This window comes from Streptomyces rubiginosohelvolus, from assembly GCF_014649875.1.
Taxonomy (GTDB): Bacteria; Actinomycetota; Actinomycetes; order Streptomycetales; family Streptomycetaceae; genus Streptomyces; species Streptomyces rubiginosohelvolus.
This window is the reverse complement of record NZ_BMTW01000002.1, coordinates 153899-168752: the sequence shown is the minus strand read 5'-3', so window position 1 is coordinate 168752 and position 14854 is coordinate 153899. Positions and strand designations below refer to the sequence as shown.

Genomic DNA, 14854 nt, shown 5'->3' with positions numbered 1-14854 from the left:
CTTCCACGACGGGCGCCGGATGTCGAAGCAGACCGTAGCCGCCGCCGACGCCCGCCGTCCACCGAATATCAGGGAAGCCGTTCCGGACCCGCCCAGCACCGGTCCTAGCTCTCGTCCTGACCCTTCTCCGCGTCCCACGTCATGTTGAACGCCCGCTCGAAGTTGACGTACCCGAGCCGCTCGAAGGACCTGGCCATCGGTACGTTGCCGAGGTCGGTCGCCGCCCGGATCCGCTCCACGCCCTCGGCCGCCAGCACCCGGGTGCCCTCGGCGAGGAGATCGTCGATGTACCCCTGGCCGCGCCGGGCGGGCAGCACCCCGATGTACGCGATGACCGGGTGGTAGTTGTTGCGGGCCGGGATCACGAAGCCGACCGGTTCGCCGGCGGGCAGTTCGGCGATCCGCCACCAGGCCATCGGGGTCGCATACCCCGCCAGCTCCTCGTCGTAGTGCTTCTCGGCCGCCGCGCGGGCGTCGAGCCCGGACGCCAGGTCCTCCTGCCCGTGGGCGTCGAGGGTGCCCTCCATCACCGGCGTCATCAGCGCCAGCAGATCCTCCCGGCCGGTGACCGGACGGAACACCAGCCGGCCGGAGTCCCCGGGCACCGGCGTACCGGCGCGCCACTCCAGCCGCAGCCGCTCCACCAGCATCCGCGCCCCGGTCGCCTCCGCCGCCGCGATCCGGGCCCCGACGGCTTCCCGGGCCACCGGGTCCTCGCGCCAGTCCGGCGGTACGAACCGCCCGTACTCCGGCCGCTGCGCACCGGCCGGAACCACAGCAGCCGTCGCCGTCTCCAGCAGCCGGACGCCCATCTCGACGCGTTCCGGGGCGGGCAGCGCGTCGTCCAGGTCGAAGAAGTCCAGCGCCACCGGCTCGCCGCCCGGCGCGTTCGTCCACCAGGCGGCCCTGGCGACGACCCGCTCGCCGTCCAGGGCGACCCACATCCACTCCGGGCGGCGGAGTCCGGTGGCGAGGTCGTCGGCCAGCTCATGGTCGAGTACGTACGAAAGACGGAGGAACAGGTCGAGTTCGCCTGGTCCGGACAGCGGACGGAACGTCAGGCGGGATGGCGCAGGGGGCACACGGTCTCCTCGTGGTGGGTGAGCGGCAGACCCTAGCAAGGGGGTCCGGCGGCCGTCGCGCGATAAAGCGGCGCAGGTCAGCGCGGGAGGAAACACGGCCTCGTCTGGACACTCCGGGCCCTTCGGCCCGACAATCGTCGACGTGACATCCTCCTTCGAGTTCCACACGAGTGCCGCGCGGCTGTCGGACGCCCAGCGCGACCGTGTCGTCGGCGTGCTCAGAGAAGGTGCCGCACAGGGCAAGCTGTCGCACGACACCTTCATGCGCCGCATGGAACTCGCCCTCGTCGCCCGCCGCCCGGAGGAACTGGCGGCCCTCACCGCCGATCTGGAGAGCGGCGGCCGCTGGTCGACGGGACTGGTCCGCGCGGTGGGCGGGATCTCCGCCTTCCCCGGGCGGCTGCGCCGCGCCTGGCAGACCGAGCGGCTCCCCAAGCTGCTGCTCCCCGCGCCCGGCCCGTATCCGCTGCTGATCGGCCGCGACCCGGCGAACGGGCTGCGCCTCAACCACGAGACGGTCTCCCGGCTGCACGCCGAACTCTCCGCGCAGAACGGCCGCTGGGTGCTGCGCGACCTCGGCTCCACCAACGGCACCTGCGTCAACGGCCAGCGGCTCGTCGGCTCCATCCCGGTGCGCGACGGCGATCAGGTGAGCTTCGGCCGGATGAGCTTCCGCCTGACCGCCCCGGACCGCCTTCCGGCGCAGCCGTCCCGGCCGCAGGACCGCCTGCCCGAACTGCCCCCGCACGCACCCCGGCCGTCCGCCGCCGCCCCGCCCCAGCTCCCGCCGCGCGCCCCCGAACCCCCGTCGAACGGGCCCGTCCGTCCGGAGCCCGGCTCCGACCGCCCGCCGCAGGGGCCCGGCGTTCCGTCTGTCTGAGTTCGGCCGCCTGCCGCGGGGGTCTGGCGGCCTTCACGCAGCTGCTCGGCGCCCTGCCCACCACCGGAATCCGCCCCGTGTGCCCCGGCGAACCCTCACCCGAACGGCCGTACGCCGACTGCGGCGCGCCTCCGTCGGTGGTCCGCTGAGAGGACGCGCGCCGACCGTCGGCGCACCGAAATCCAGGGGGTGCGGGATGCCGGTCGAACGCCCCGACGCCCTGCCCGCCGCCCGGCGTCCGCACCGGCTCTCGGGTGGCCTGCCGGGCCTGCTGGCGCCGGGGGCCACGACGGATCCGTACAGGCTGCGCCTCTACCGCCTGCTGCGCACCGACTACCCCCTCGGCTACGACCCGGCCCTCGGCGCCTGGCTGCTGAGCCGGTACGGGGATGTGGCCCTGGCCCTCACGGACCCCCGGTTCGCCGGCTACCCGCACGACGGGGCCCCGCGCGGCCGGGCCCCCGTCCCGCTCGGCCTCTGCCGGGGCAGCCTGGTCTGCGGCCCGCTCACCGTGCCGTGGAGCACGGCCGCCCCCGCCGTCGAGCGGACGGCGTACGTCCTGGCCCGCCGGATCGCCGGGCGCGACCAGGCGGACCTGGTCGCCGACTTCTGCCGGTGGCTGCCCGCCGGGGCCGCCGCCGCGGCGGCCGGGCTCGCCCACCCGGACCTGAGCACCCTGCCCCGGGGTGCCCGCCATCGGCGTGCCCTCGGGGGAGCCGGTGACTGCACCGGGTCCACCGCGCTCCGCGAGCACGCCCTCGCCTCGTTCCTCGCGAACATGCTCGACGACCCCGACCTGCTGGCCGCCGCGACCGTCGGAGAAGCGTGCGTCGATGGCTCCGGGTCGCTGCTCGGGCGCGCCTGGGCCGAGACGCTGCGCCGCGATCCGCCCGTCCAGATCGTGCTGCGCCGTACCCGCACCGAGGTCGCCGTCAGCGGCGGTACGCTCCCCGCCGACGCACCCGTCGCCTGCCTCATCGGCGCGGCGGGCCGTGACCCGGCCCGGTTCGCCGCACCCGACCGGTTCGACCCGCTGCGCGCCGACGGCGACCCGCTGCTCATCGGTCCGGCCGGCTGCCCCGCCGCCCTCCTCGGCAGGCTGGAGGCCGAACACGGCCTGCGCGCCCTGCTGACGGCGATGCCCGGCATCCGCTGGGCCGACGGCTTCCGCCCGGTGGCGGGCGGGCTCCTCACCCGCGGCCCGCGCGCCTTGCTCGTACGCCCGTCCTGAGGGCGGGAGCGCGGGCCGCCCGCGCATGCCCCGACGCCCCGGCCGGAGCGCGGGCCGACCGTGCACGTCCCGGGGCGGGCCCCTCCCCGCCGACGCGCGGCCGCTCTCCGGGGCCGCCTCCTCAGTCGCCCACCCGCCGCAGCAGCGCCACCGGCCGCTCGGCGAACAGTTCGCCCGCCGCCACCGTGGCCCCCGTGAACTCCCGGCCGGGCGACGCCGACAGCACATCCCGCCACGGGCCCCCGTCCGGCAGTTCCAGCACCGTGTCCCGCCAGCCCCCGCCCTCGGCCAGCCGCAGCGACAGACGGGTCACCGCCGTGACCACCTCGCCCGAGCGGCAGAAAGCCAGCAGATGCGGGGCGGCCGGACCGGTCGCCGTCAGCGGTGCGTACGTCCCCGACTCACCGAACACGCCCGGCAGTTCGCGGCGCAGCCCCAGCGCGGTCGCCGTCAGCGCCTGCTTCTCGTCCGGAACGTCCGGCCGCCGGAACGGCCGCCGGTTGTCCGGGTCGACCAATGCCAGGTACTCGCTCTCCGTGCCCTGGTAGAGATCCGGCACCCCCGGCATCGTCAGGTGCACCAGCGCCGCCCCCAGCACCTGGGCCCGGACATGCGGGGCGAGCGCGTCCGCGAACTCGGCGATCAGCCTCCGGGGCACGCCCTCCCCGCACCCCGGCCCGGCCGCGACGAAGTCCGACACCGCGCGCTCGTAGGCCGGGTCCGACTCCGTCCAGCTGGTGAAGAGCCCCGCCTCACGCACCGCCTTCAGCAGTGCGGGCTCCAGCCGCCCGCCCAGCTCGCCGGGCGGCAGCTCCGCGCAGCCGTACGCCGACTGCCAGGCGGTCCACGCCAGTTGAGGGTCCGGGGCGGCGACCGGCGTCGCCGCCGTCAGCTCCGCCAGCAGTGCCGCCCACCGCTCCGGGCACTGGGACAGCGCCGCGATCCGGGCCCGGACGTCCGCGCTGCGCTTCGTGTCGTGCGTGGTCAGGACCGTGCCGGTGGCGGGCCAGTCGCGGGCGATCCTGGCGGCGAAGGAGTGGAACTCCTGCGGTGACACGGCGGGTTGCCCCGGGTCGCCGCCCACCTCGGTGGCCGAGATCAGGGGGACGTACCGGTAGAACGCGGTGTCCTCCTCCGACTTGGCGTGCAGCGCCGACGCGGTCTGGGCGAACCGGGCGCAGAAGGCAGCCTGTTCCTCCCCGCCGCCGAGCCGCCCGAGCGCCAGATCCCGTACGACGTCGACGGCCGCAGCCTCCTCCGGGACGGAGAACACCGTCTTCGCCTCCCGTACCGCCGTCTCGGTCAGCGTCTCCTCGGCGATCCGGGTCGGCGGCTCGCCCGCCGTGACGTACGGCCGGTAGACCGGGATGCGCACCAGCAGCTCCCGGATCGCGGTCCGCAGCGCCCACGGGGCGTGGTCCCGCAGCGCCGGGTCCCGGTCGCAGATCGCGGCCGCCAGCCGGGTCAGCCACGCGGTCTCGGCGGCCAGCTCGTGCGTCACCACCCGGTACGCGGCCCGGCGCACCGTCGCCGTCCAGTCACCGCCCCGGTCGCCGGGCGGGCCCGCGAACTCCCGGTAGCGACCGACCAGTTCCTCCGCTCCGGTCGGGTCGGTGAACACCCCGTCAATACGGCGCAGGGCGTCGTACCCGGTGGTGCCCGCGACCGCCCACTCCGCCGGGAGGTGCTCGTCGCCGGTGAGGATCTTCTCCACCACCGTCCAGCGCCCGCCGGTGGCCTCGTTCAGCCGCTCCAGATAGGCGGCGGGTGCGGCGAGGCCGTCGGGGTGGTCGATGCGCAGCCCGTCGAGGACGCCGTCGCGGAGCAGTTCGAGGACCTTGGCGTGGGTGTCCTCGAAGACCTCCGGGTGCTCGACGCGGACCCCGATCAGCTCCGGCACGGTGAAGAACCGCCGGTAGTTCAGCTCGGTGCGGGCCAGCCGCCACCAGCCGAGCCGGTAGTGCTGCTCCGCCAGCAGCTCAGGCAGCGGGAGGTCCGCCGTGCCGGCCCGGAGCGGGAACTCCAGGTCGTGGTAGCGCAGCACCTCCCCGTCCACGGCCAGGTGCTCCAGCTCCTGGCCGAGCGGCCCGGCCAGCACCGGCAGCAGCACCTGGCCGCCGCCCGCCGCCCAGTCGATGTCGAACCAGCGGGCGTACGGGGAGGCCGCGCCCTCGCGCAGCACCTCCCACAGCCGGCGGTTGTGCCGGGGCGAGGCGGCCATGTGGTTGGGCACGATGTCCAGGACCAGCCCGAGCCCGTGCTCCCGGGCGGCCGAGGCCAGCGACCGCAGCCCCTCCTCACCGCCCAGCTCCGCCCGGACCCGGCTGTGGTCGACCACGTCGTACCCGTGGGTGGAGCCGGGGACCGCCTCCAGGACGGGTGAGAGGTGGAGATGCGAGACGCCGAGCGCGGCGAGATACGGCACGGCCTTCTCTGCGGCGGCGAACGGGAAGTCGGGCTGGAGCTGAAGCCGGTACGTGGCGGAGGGCGTCATGGACTTCTACGTACCCCGCCCGGGGCGATCTGTGTCACCCCGGGCGGGACGCTCACCCTCGTCGCCCTCAGGCGGGACGCTTCAGCACGGTCAGGCTGCGCCCGATCAGGGTCACCTGCTCGCCCTCGGCCACCTTCGGCCCCGTGCCGGGCGGCACCCCGTCGGGGCGCGCCGTGTCCACGACGACCTGCCACTGCTCTCCGTGGGCGACCGGGACGGCGAAGTCCAGCGTCTCGGCGCTCGCGTTGAACATCAGCAGGAACGAGTCGTCGGAGATCCGCTCCCCGCGCGGCCCCGGCTCCGAGATCGCGTGGCCGTTGAGGAACACGGTCATCGCCTTGGCGTGCGCCGCCTGCCAGTCCTGTTGCGTCATCTCCTCGCCCTCGGGGGTGAACCAGGCGATGTCGGACAGGTCGTCATGCGTGCCTTCGACCGGCCGCCCGTGGAAGAAGCGGCGGCGCCGGAAGACCGGGTGGTCGCGGCGCAGCCACACCATGGCCCGGGTGAACTCCAGCAGGGTGGACGCCGGGGCGTCGGCCGGCTCGTTGGGATCGGGCCAGTGCACCCAGGCCAGTTCGTTGTCCTGGCAGTAGGCGTTGTTGTTGCCCTTCTGCGTACGGGCGAACTCGTCGCCGTGGCTCAGCATCGGCACGCCCTGCGACAGCATCAGCGTGGCGATGAAGTTCCGCATCTGGCGGGCCCGCAGCTCCAGGATCTCCGGATCGTCGGTCTCGCCCTCGGCGCCGCAGTTCCAGGAGCGGTTGTGGCTCTCGCCGTCGCGGTTGTCCTCGCCGTTGGCGTCGTTGCGCTTCTCGTTGTACGAGACCATGTCGTGCAGCGTGAAGCCGTCGTGGCAGGTGGTGAAGTTGATCGAGGCGAGCGGGCGGCGGCCGTCGTCCTGGTAGAGGTCGGAGGAGCCGGTGAGGCGGCCCGCGAACTCCGCGAGCGTGCGCGGCTCGCCCCGCCACAGATCGCGGACCGTGTCGCGGTACTTGCCGTTCCACTCGGTCCACAGCGGCGGGAAGTTGCCCACCTGATAGCCGCCCTCGCCGACGTCCCACGGCTCCGCGATCAGCTTCACCTGGCTGACCACCGGATCCTGCTGCACCAGGTCGAAGAACGAGGAAAGCCGGTCCACCTCGTGGAACTGGCGGGCGAGCGTGGCCGCCAGATCGAAGCGGAAGCCGTCCACATGCATCTCGGTCACCCAGTACCGCAGGGAGTCCATGATCATCTGGAGGACGTGCGGGGACCGCATGAGCAGGGAGTTTCCCGTGCCCGTGGTGTCCATGTAATAGCGCTGATCGTCGGTGAGCCGGTAGTAGGAGGCGTTGTCGAGACCGCGGAAGGAGAGCGTGGGCCCGAGGTGGTTGCCCTCGGCGGTGTGGTTGTAGACCACGTCGAGGATGACCTCGATGCCCGCCTGGTGGAGCGCCTTCACCGCCTGCTTGAACTCCAGCACCTGTTCGCCGCGGTCGCCCCAGGACGCGTAGGTGTTGTGCGGGGCGAAGAAGCCGATGGTGTTGTAGCCCCAGTAGTTGGCCAGCCCCATGTCCGCGAGGCGGTGGTCCTGGACGAACTGGTGGACCGGCATCAGCTCGATCGCGGTGACACCCAGCTCGGTGAGGTGGGCGATCACCTCCGGGTGCGCGAGCCCCGCGTAGGTGCCGCGCAGCTCGGGCGGGAGCGCCGGATGGAGCATGGTCAGGCCCTTCACATGGGCCTCGTAGATGACGGTCCGGTGGTAGTCCGTACGGGGGAGGCGGTCGTCGCCCCAGTCGAAGTACGGGTTGACCACCACCGAGCTCATGGTGTGCGGCGCGGAGTCGAGGTCGTTGCGGGCGTCCGGCTTGCCGAAGGGGTAGCCGTACACCGCCTCGCCCCACTCGATCTTCCCGGCGATCGCGCGGGCGTACGGGTCGAGCAGCAGCTTCGCGGAGTTGCAGCGCGTCCCGTTCTGCGGTTCGTAGGGGCCGTGCACCCGGAAGCCGTACCGCTGCCCCGGCATGATCCCGGGAAGGTAGGCGTGGCGCACGAACGCGTCCGACTCGCGGAGTTCCACCGCCGTTTCTGAACCGTCGTCGTGCAAGAGGCACAACTCGATCCGGTGGGCGGCCTCGGAGAAGACCGCGAAGTTGGTTCCGGCGCCGTCATACGTGGCGCCGAGGGGATAAGCGTGTCCCGGCCAGACCTGCATGATGAGAACTCTTCCATTCCTGATCCGGGTTCGGAGGCTTTCCGCGGTCCTTCACTCCCCGCATGTTCCCCGAAAACGCGATGCCCACCTAGGACGTCACGCGGTACGTCGGACCCCCGTCGCCCCTGTCCGGCCGACCGGTCAACTTCGGACACCCCCGTGCCGCCCCGGACGTGCTTGCGGACCCCCGCGTTCGGTGAGCGTCCGGATTCCGCTCCGCGACGGGGTCCCAATCACTATGAATCCGCTCACTCCACCCGATCTCGCCGCAAGGAACAAGCCTTACGATCAGGGGAGTTGAGAAAGTCGCCTGCGCATCGGGCTGCGTCGGATCACGCTCCCGGAGTACCCTTCCTTGATCGTTGGGTGGGGGAGTGGAAGGCGGTACGCGGGTGAGCTCGGGAGGGTTCGAGCTACCCCCAGGTGACGCAGGTCACGAGGGGGAATCGACCGATGCCCCGCCCGGGGCGGTGTCCCTCGCGCAGCCCATGGAGATAGGCGCCGAGCTGGACTGGGGATCGGAGGCCTGGGGCGAGGTGCGTACGCGCGCCCAGCGCGCCGGGCGGGCCTATATCTGGCTGAATCTGGTCGAACAACGCCTACGGGCCGTCGTCGCCGCGGTGCTCCGGCCGATCTACGAGCCGGTGCACGGCGAGGAGTGGGTGGTGGCCGCGGCCGGACCGGCCGGGCAGGAGTGGGTGCAGCGCGCCGTCGCCGTACGCGAGGTCTCGCGCCGCAAGGGCTATCTGCTCGACCCGGCCGACGACAACGTCCTCAGCTTCCTCACGCTGCCGCAGCTGCGCGAGCTGATGGTCCAGCACTGGCCGTGCTTCGAGCCGTACTTCGACGACCGGCGCGATGTCGAGCTGGCCCTGGACGAGCTGGAGGTCGCGCGTAACGTGGTCTCCCGCAACCGCGCGCTGAACGAGGCGGTCCTCGCCCAGGCGGAACGGGCCTCCGCCCGGCTGCTCGACATCCTCGGCAGCGGGGCCGGGGTGCCGTCGGCCGACCGGCTGCCGGTGGACGCGGTGGAGGAGCTGGTCGGCGACCGGTACGCGGACGTGGTCTCCGTCCACCCCGACCGGGTCCGGCTCCAGCGCCAGCTGCCCGCCGAGGACCTCTTCGGCGGGGCGCGGCGGCTCGACGCCATCGGCATAGGCCTCAACCTGCTCGTGCAGAACTTCTCCGGCCGCCGGCTCGTACGGCTCGCGGAGTCGGGCTGCCGGGTCCGGCTGCTGTTCATCAACCCGGCCAGCAGCGCGGTGCGCCGCAGGGAGCGGGAACTCGGCCTCAAGAAGGGCGAGCTGAGCCGCTCGGTGGAGATGAACATCCTGCACATGCGCCGCGTCCGCTCCAAGCTCCGCGACCCCGGAGCGTTCCAGATCCAGGTCTTCGACGAGACCCCGCGCTTCACCGCCTACCTGGTGGACGGCGACGGCCCGGACGCGGTGGGCGTCGTCCAGCCCTATCTGCGGCGGGCCCGGGGCATGGAGGCGCCGGTGCTGGTGCTGCGCGGCGGGGGCAGACGCACAGTGGTGCGGGAGGGCCAGGACAACGAGCACGGGCTCTTCGAGACGTACCGCGAGGAGTTCGAATCGGTCTGGACGGACTCGAGGCCGGTCTCCTGACCTCCCCGACCCTCCACCGGCGTTGTCAGTGGCCCGTGCGAAGGTGGTCATCACTCGGGGGGAGCACCACGGGGGAGCACCACGAAGGAGGTATCGGGATGAGCTGGCACCGGGGCACACTGGTCGGCTTCGACCTGGAGACGACGGGGACCGACGTCGAGAGCGACCGGATCGTCACCGCCGCACTCGTCCGGCTGGACCCGGACGGCACGGTCGCCGAGCAGCGGACCTGGCTGCTCGATCCGGGCGTGGTGATACCGGAGCAGGCCTCCGCGATCCACGGCATCGGCACGGACCACGCCCGCAAGCACGGGGCGCGGGCCGCCTCCGCGGTCGAGGAGATCGCCCGGGCGGTCGCCGAAGTGCTGTGCTCGGACGTCCCGCTGGTGGTGATGAACGCCCGCTACGACCTCTCGCTGCTGGACCGCGAATGCCGCAGGTACGGACTGCCGTCGGTCGAGGAGCGCGTCGGCGGCGCGCCGTCACCCGTCATCGACCCGCTGGTCATCGACAAGCACGTCGACAAGTACCGCAAGGGCAAGCGGGCCCTCCAGGCGCTGTGCGACCACTACGGGGTCACGCTCGACGGAGCCCACGACGCGACCGCCGACGCGGTGGCCGCGGTGCGCGTGGTACGCCGGATGGGAGAGCGCCACCGGCCCGTCGCCACCCTGCCGCCCGACGAACTGCACGCCCTTCAGATACGGGCGGCGGCCGAACAGTCGGCCTCGCTCCAGGACTATCTGCGGCGCACCACGGATCCCACGGCGGTGGTCGAGTCGGCGTGGCCGGTCATTCCCCGCGGCGCCTGAGCCGGGCCGGCCGCTCGTTCTCCCGGATGCGCTGACCGTTATCCGGCCAGCGCATCCGGCGGAGAGCCTGCGCGTCCGCGGAAAGATCCGACGTTGTGGCCCAGTCGGTCCGTGTGTCAGTTGGGGGCCGGGGAAGCCGTGTCGTCGGCCTTGATGTCGAAGTTGATCTGATCCCCGTCGACCGAGGTCACCTTGACCGACACGCCCAACGTGCTGCCGTCCTTCGCCGTGAGCGTGCAGCGGGTGGTCGTACCGACCTTCCCAGCGAGGTCCTCGGGACAGGTGATGTCCGGCTTCGGCTGGTTCGTGGTGGCCGCGAGTTTTTCGGAGACCGTCGTGGCGAGCTTGTCCGAAGACAGCTTCGACTCAGAGTTTCCGACGCTGACCGACCCCGAACAGCCGACGAGCAGCGCGCCGGAGGCCACGACGGAGAGGCTCCACGTCACTGTGGTCGAACGGGCTATGGGCATGGGGGCTCCATTTCGAGTAATGCGAGACGGTCGGCGGAAGCATACGTGGCGCCGCGCCGCTGATTTTTTTTGGAGGGTATCGACGGGCCACTCAGAGCTTGCCGAAGATCACTCCGCGCCATGTCCAGCCCGACTGGAGGGTGGTTTCCCTCAGTGGGTCCGTCATCCACGCGCTGTCGAAGCTGAATGTCTTGGTTGCTTCGAGGCGGCCGCTCTCCCCCCGCTGGAGGGTGTACTGGCGTGAAATGGTCCTGCCTCCGCCGCGCGTGTACTTCGCCGAAGTCTGCAGTCGCGGAGGATTTCCGACGCGCTTGACTTCCCAACTTTCCTCAAGGGCGCGCACCTCGGGGACGTCCTCGGCCAGACGCATCCGGATCCGGACGGCGTGCGTCAGCTGGGACTGCACGAAGATGTGCTGCCAGGCGGGCTCGGTGATCCGCCACTGGGCCACGAGATCGGCACCGTGTGCCGCGCCGCCGCTGATGAGGTAGGGGACATCCGGCCCGTTGAGACCAAGCAGGGCTGTCCGCAACTCCTCGGCTGGTCGTGGAGCCGTCTCGGCATTGGGGTGTCTGGTTCCGGTCAACTTGTCGAAGAGTCCCATAAGGTTCACCTGTGAGGGGTCGAATTGTCGGTGCGGGAAAGGCTGGTCGTCCCGGCGGACGCCCTACGACGTCGCGTCGGTGTCCGGGCGGACCGTGCGCACGAAGTCCCGGAAATCCTCGACGACGTCGCCGTGCTGGGCCGCGGTCACCGTCAGGACCAGCCGGATCACCGCTCGCTTGCTCGGATCGTCGACGTCCAGCATGGCCAGGTAGACCTGCGACTGGACGAGGTCGCGGAGCGTGCCCCCTGCGGCCGCTGAGATTGACAAGGTCTGGGTGAGTCCAGGAGCCTCCTCGGAACCGACCTCCCGACGTTCCGTGATGTCGACCGATGCATTGGACCTGCGCAGGTTCTCCACAGATTCGTCAGCGATCTCGGGGAGCGTCGCCGGGTCCGGGCGGAAAGCGCCGTCGACCGTGATGTTCGCGGTGAACCCCTCATACGGGTGCGAGTGGAGGGCGACGAACGCCGTGCCCGGCGCGCCCACTCCGTCCGGTGGCGTGGCGCGCCAGCCATCCGGCAGCTCGAACGCGATCGGTACGGGCAGGGTGGTGGTCATCCCGGTCTCTCCTATCGGTAACGGTGTGCTCACGACAGCGGGTCTGCGCCGACGTGCGTCAGAACAGGCTGCCGATCCCGTCTCCTACCCAACTCGCCGCATCGCCCACGGCCCCAGCCGCATCGCCCACCGTATCCACGACCTTCCCCGGGTCGACGGTGAACTCGAAGCCCACGGCGCCGCCGAGGGCAGGGGAAAGGCCCACCTTCGGGCCGAAGTGCCATACGCCGTTGGCATCCTTACCGGCCAGAGTCACCTCGGCGCCCGGACCGGCCCAGCCCTCGGCTGTGACGCCCACCCCGAGGCCACCGACATCCGCACCTGCACTTGCGCCGGCTTTGGCACCTGCGAAGGCCTCCGCGCTCAGAACTGCTCCGTTCGTACCGGCTCCCACGTTGACTCCGGCCTCCGCGCCGGCCATGGTTTCAGCTCGGCCGTATACGCCAGTGGGGCCGGCGTCGGCGGTGCCGCTGGCCGAGGCCTCACCGCCCGCGAAGCCCTTGGCCTCGGCCTGGGCGCCCTCATTGGTGATGCCCGCAGCTGCCGAGGCCTTGGCGCCCGCATAGGCTTCCGCTTCTCCGGCCAGCTTCGTGGAATCCTTGGTGAGTGTGCCCTCAGCCTTGGCGCGACCGAGGTCGGCGTGCGCCTCGGCTTCGGCCAGCTTGCCCTTTCCGATGTTCGGACCGCTGGCGTCCGTCCCCACTCCTGGCCCCGAGGCCTCGGACTCGCCCTCGGAGACCCACCCGTCCTTCTTGCCCGGCGCGGGGTCCGGCTTGCCAGCCTTCGCCAGATCGCCCACGGCCGACGTGTTGAACCCGCCGATGCCGATGCCGTCCATCGAGACATCGTTCGTCGCGCGGGACAGGGCGCGCTTCACACTCTGGTCGACGTCGTCGACGGCCTTGACCGCCTTGGCTATCTGGTCGGTCCAGCCCTGCGCCTTCTCCCGGGCGTCGGCCAGCAGGCGGGTGTGGTCGGGGTCGTGCTGGAACGCGTACTTCTCCTGCGCGGAGAGGTTGTCGTACCCGACGTAGGTCGCCTTGCCGGCGCTGTCGACCTTGTAGTCCTTCTTCTCGGCGTCCGCGCCCAGTTCTTTGACCGCCTTCTGCAGGCGGCTCAGCTCGGTCTGCGCGTCCGTGAGAAGACTGGCGACGGCCAGCGCCTCGGCCTTCGCCGCCCCGAACTCGAAGGCGGTGGCCTGGGCGCCGCTCTGCTGGGCGCCGAAGGCCTCGCCCTGCCAGTTCCCGTTGGTGAGCACCGCCTGCACGTTCTGCGCGTAGTCGGTCTTCAGCTCACCGAAGCGCTCGCCCATCTTCTTCCACGCGGCGGCCACGTCCGTGAACGAGGACAGATCGGCCGTCATCACGTCCTGATAGTTCAGCGTCATGATGGCGCCCGTCACATCCCGTCGAAGCTGCTGGGCGGGCGAATGGAGTTCAACTGGCCGCCGGTGGCGAGGTCTTGGTTGTTGAAGATGGTCTTCGCACCCTCCAGGCCGTTCAGCTCCCGCTGCAACCGTCCCATCAGCCGGTTGACCTGCGCCTGCCAAGCGCCCAGCGCGTCGGAGACGCCTTGGTCCGAGGCCCAGGCGGAGAGCCCCTTCAGCCCGGTGTCCTGCTTGATCAGAGGGCTCGGGGGAGCCGCCGACGGGGCGAGGAAGGGAACCCGCACCGATCCGCCGTCGGCCGCCATGCTGCCGGCCGACCGGGTGTCGGGCATCATGTGCTCTTTCATGTACTTCGCCGCGCGCTGCTTGTCGCTCGCCGAGCTCGCGAGCTTCTGCTCGCCGCCTTCTCCGGTACCCATGGGCAACCCCCGTTGCAATCGGACCTGTTCGGCCTGGCGGCCGCGATGCATAGTACGGAAGGATCATCAGACGCCGGTCGTCGCCCCCGGGTCGTTCAGAACGGGTACCAGCGGACCTCGGTGTCGCCCTCGCGCAGCGACGCCACCCGGCGGCGGAACTCCGCGAGTGCCTTCGGGTTGGCCGGGGCGTGCTGGGAGACCCAGGCGCAGCTCGCCGTCTCGCGGGCGCCGCGCAGGACCGCGCAGCCCTCCCACTCCCGGACGTCCCAGCCGTACGCGGCGGTGAAGGCGTCGTAGGCCGCCGGGTCGAGGCCGTAGCGGTCGCGGGAGAGGGCGAGGACGACCAGGTCGTGTTCCCGCAGGTCGGCGGAGAACGTCTCCAGGTCGACCAGGACCGGGCCGTCCGGGCCGACATGGACGTTGCGCGGGAGCGCGTCGCCGTGGATCGGGCCCGGGGGGAGGTGGGGGACCAGCGCGGCGGCCGCGGCCGCGAAGCCGTCGCGGCGCTCGCGGAGGTAGTCGGCGTCCGCCGGGTCGATCGCGTCGCCCGCCAGGGTCAGCCAGCGCTCGACCCCGCCGAGCAGCTCGCGGCGCGGCAGCGTGAAGTCCGTCGGGGCGGGCAGCGCGTGCACCCGGGTCAGCAGCGGGGCGAGGTCGCGCGGTTCGGCGGGGCGTACGGCGTCCGGGAGCCGGTGCCACAGCGTCACCGGGTGGCCCTCGACCAGGCGCGGCTCACGCTCGGCCGCGCGGACGGCCGGGACGCCGGACGCGGCGAGCCAGTCGGCGAGCGCCACCTCACGCTCCGCCCGCGCCCGCAGCTCGGGGTGGCCGGTGGCGTCCCGGCCGACCTTGATCACCAGGTCGCCGGCGGCGAACACCGCGTTCTCGCCCAGCGCGAGCAGCTCCGCCGCACCGGAGAACCCGGCGGCTGTCAGCACCTCGCGCGCACGCATCTCGTCCATGGGTGCGATTTTCGCATCCTCGCAGGCCACCTTGACGAACCGACGGCCCGTCAGCACGATGACGGAGGCCTCCCGGGCAGCCGGAACGGGATGAAGTCCGCCTCAGGTACACATCAGATAGCAACGC

At 71.9% G+C, this 14854-nt stretch carries 13 protein-coding genes; 4 read left to right on the top strand and 9 right to left on the bottom strand.

The features are described from left to right. Window positions 1-104: 104 nt before the first annotated feature. The gene (locus IE134_RS08100) at window positions 105-1082 is read right to left on the bottom strand and encodes a GNAT family N-acetyltransferase (RefSeq protein WP_189430052.1); all 978 of its coding nucleotides are present in this window, start codon (window positions 1080-1082) and stop codon (window positions 105-107) included. 142 nt (window positions 1083-1224) lie between these two features. On the opposite strand from IE134_RS08100, the gene IE134_RS08095 reads away from it, so the two are divergent. Both IE134_RS08095 and IE134_RS08090 read left to right on the top strand, forming a co-directional pair. After that, window positions 1225-1962: a DUF1707 and FHA domain-containing protein gene (locus tag IE134_RS08095; RefSeq protein ID WP_098020094.1), complete on the top strand. Its 738-nt coding sequence runs from the start codon at window positions 1225-1227 to the stop codon at window positions 1960-1962. Between the two features lie 196 nt (window positions 1963-2158). Continuing rightward, on the top strand, window positions 2159-3193 hold the full coding sequence (locus tag IE134_RS08090; RefSeq protein WP_189430051.1) for a cytochrome P450: 1035 nt from the start codon (window positions 2159-2161) through the stop codon (window positions 3191-3193). A gap of 121 nt (window positions 3194-3314) precedes the next feature. On the opposite strand, the gene treY is transcribed toward IE134_RS08090, so the two are convergent. Next, window positions 3315-5687: a malto-oligosyltrehalose synthase gene (gene treY, locus IE134_RS08085; RefSeq protein WP_030709951.1), complete on the bottom strand. Its 2373-nt coding sequence runs from the start codon at window positions 5685-5687 to the stop codon at window positions 3315-3317. Between the two features lie 67 nt (window positions 5688-5754). Beyond that, window positions 5755-7884 (bottom strand): glycogen debranching protein GlgX, encoded by a 2130-nt coding sequence (gene glgX / locus IE134_RS08080; RefSeq protein ID WP_030709953.1) that lies wholly within the window; start codon window positions 7882-7884, stop codon window positions 5755-5757. A gap of 392 nt (window positions 7885-8276) precedes the next feature. On the opposite strand from glgX, the gene IE134_RS08075 reads away from it, so the two are divergent. Further along, a complete protein-coding gene (locus IE134_RS08075; RefSeq protein WP_029182173.1) occupies window positions 8277-9512 on the top strand; it encodes a DUF5919 domain-containing protein in 1236 nt (411 codons plus the stop codon). A gap of 98 nt (window positions 9513-9610) precedes the next feature. Then, entirely contained in the window at window positions 9611-10324 is a 714-nt protein-coding gene (locus IE134_RS08070; protein WP_189430049.1) for a 3'-5' exonuclease, read from the top strand. 116 nt (window positions 10325-10440) lie between these two features. On the opposite strand, the gene IE134_RS08065 is transcribed toward IE134_RS08070, so the two are convergent. The 6 genes from IE134_RS08065 to IE134_RS08040 form a co-directional block, all read right to left on the bottom strand. Continuing rightward, the gene (locus IE134_RS08065; RefSeq protein ID WP_030709962.1) at window positions 10441-10794 is read right to left on the bottom strand and encodes a DUF4333 domain-containing protein; all 354 of its coding nucleotides are present in this window, start codon (window positions 10792-10794) and stop codon (window positions 10441-10443) included. 91 nt (window positions 10795-10885) lie between these two features. Then, window positions 10886-11398 (bottom strand): hypothetical protein, encoded by a 513-nt coding sequence (locus IE134_RS08060; protein ID WP_189430047.1) that lies wholly within the window; start codon window positions 11396-11398, stop codon window positions 10886-10888. Between the two features lie 63 nt (window positions 11399-11461). Beyond that, window positions 11462-11959: a hypothetical protein gene (locus IE134_RS08055; RefSeq protein ID WP_030709966.1), complete on the bottom strand. Its 498-nt coding sequence runs from the start codon at window positions 11957-11959 to the stop codon at window positions 11462-11464. A gap of 58 nt (window positions 11960-12017) precedes the next feature. Further along, window positions 12018-13346, bottom strand: a complete 1329-nt coding sequence (locus IE134_RS08050; protein WP_189430046.1) for a hypothetical protein — start codon at window positions 13344-13346, stop codon at window positions 12018-12020. Between the two features lie 11 nt (window positions 13347-13357). Beyond that, a complete protein-coding gene (locus tag IE134_RS08045; protein WP_229823428.1) occupies window positions 13358-13765 on the bottom strand; it encodes an ANIS5 family metal-binding protein in 408 nt (135 codons plus the stop codon). A 95-nt stretch (window positions 13766-13860) separates the two neighbouring features. Further along, window positions 13861-14727 (bottom strand): phosphotransferase enzyme family protein, encoded by an 867-nt coding sequence (locus tag IE134_RS08040; RefSeq protein ID WP_098020098.1) that lies wholly within the window; start codon window positions 14725-14727, stop codon window positions 13861-13863. Window positions 14728-14854: the final 127 nt, after the last annotated feature.

Excerpts from the sequence above, each read along its gene's own strand:
- IE134_RS08065 (WP_030709962.1), bottom strand. The coding sequence starts at position 10,794 with ATGCCCATAGCCCGTTCGACCACAGTGACGTGGAGCCTCTCCGTCGTG.
- IE134_RS08090 (WP_189430051.1), top strand. The coding sequence starts at position 2,159 with ATGCCGGTCGAACGCCCCGACGCCCTGCCCGCCGCCCGGCGTCCGCAC.
- treY (WP_030709951.1), bottom strand. The coding sequence starts at position 5,687 with ATGACGCCCTCCGCCACGTACCGGCTTCAGCTCCAGCCCGACTTCCCG.
- IE134_RS08040 (WP_098020098.1), bottom strand. The coding sequence starts at position 14,727 with ATGGACGAGATGCGTGCGCGCGAGGTGCTGACAGCCGCCGGGTTCTCC.
- IE134_RS08045 (WP_229823428.1), bottom strand. The coding sequence starts at position 13,765 with ATGGGTACCGGAGAAGGCGGCGAGCAGAAGCTCGCGAGCTCGGCGAGC.
- IE134_RS08060 (WP_189430047.1), bottom strand. The coding sequence starts at position 11,398 with ATGGGACTCTTCGACAAGTTGACCGGAACCAGACACCCCAATGCCGAG.
- IE134_RS08050 (WP_189430046.1), bottom strand. The coding sequence starts at position 13,346 with ATGACGCTGAACTATCAGGACGTGATGACGGCCGATCTGTCCTCGTTC.
- IE134_RS08070 (WP_189430049.1), top strand. The coding sequence starts at position 9,611 with ATGAGCTGGCACCGGGGCACACTGGTCGGCTTCGACCTGGAGACGACG.
- glgX (WP_030709953.1), bottom strand. The coding sequence starts at position 7,884 with ATGCAGGTCTGGCCGGGACACGCTTATCCCCTCGGCGCCACGTATGAC.
- IE134_RS08055 (WP_030709966.1), bottom strand. The coding sequence starts at position 11,959 with ATGACCACCACCCTGCCCGTACCGATCGCGTTCGAGCTGCCGGATGGC.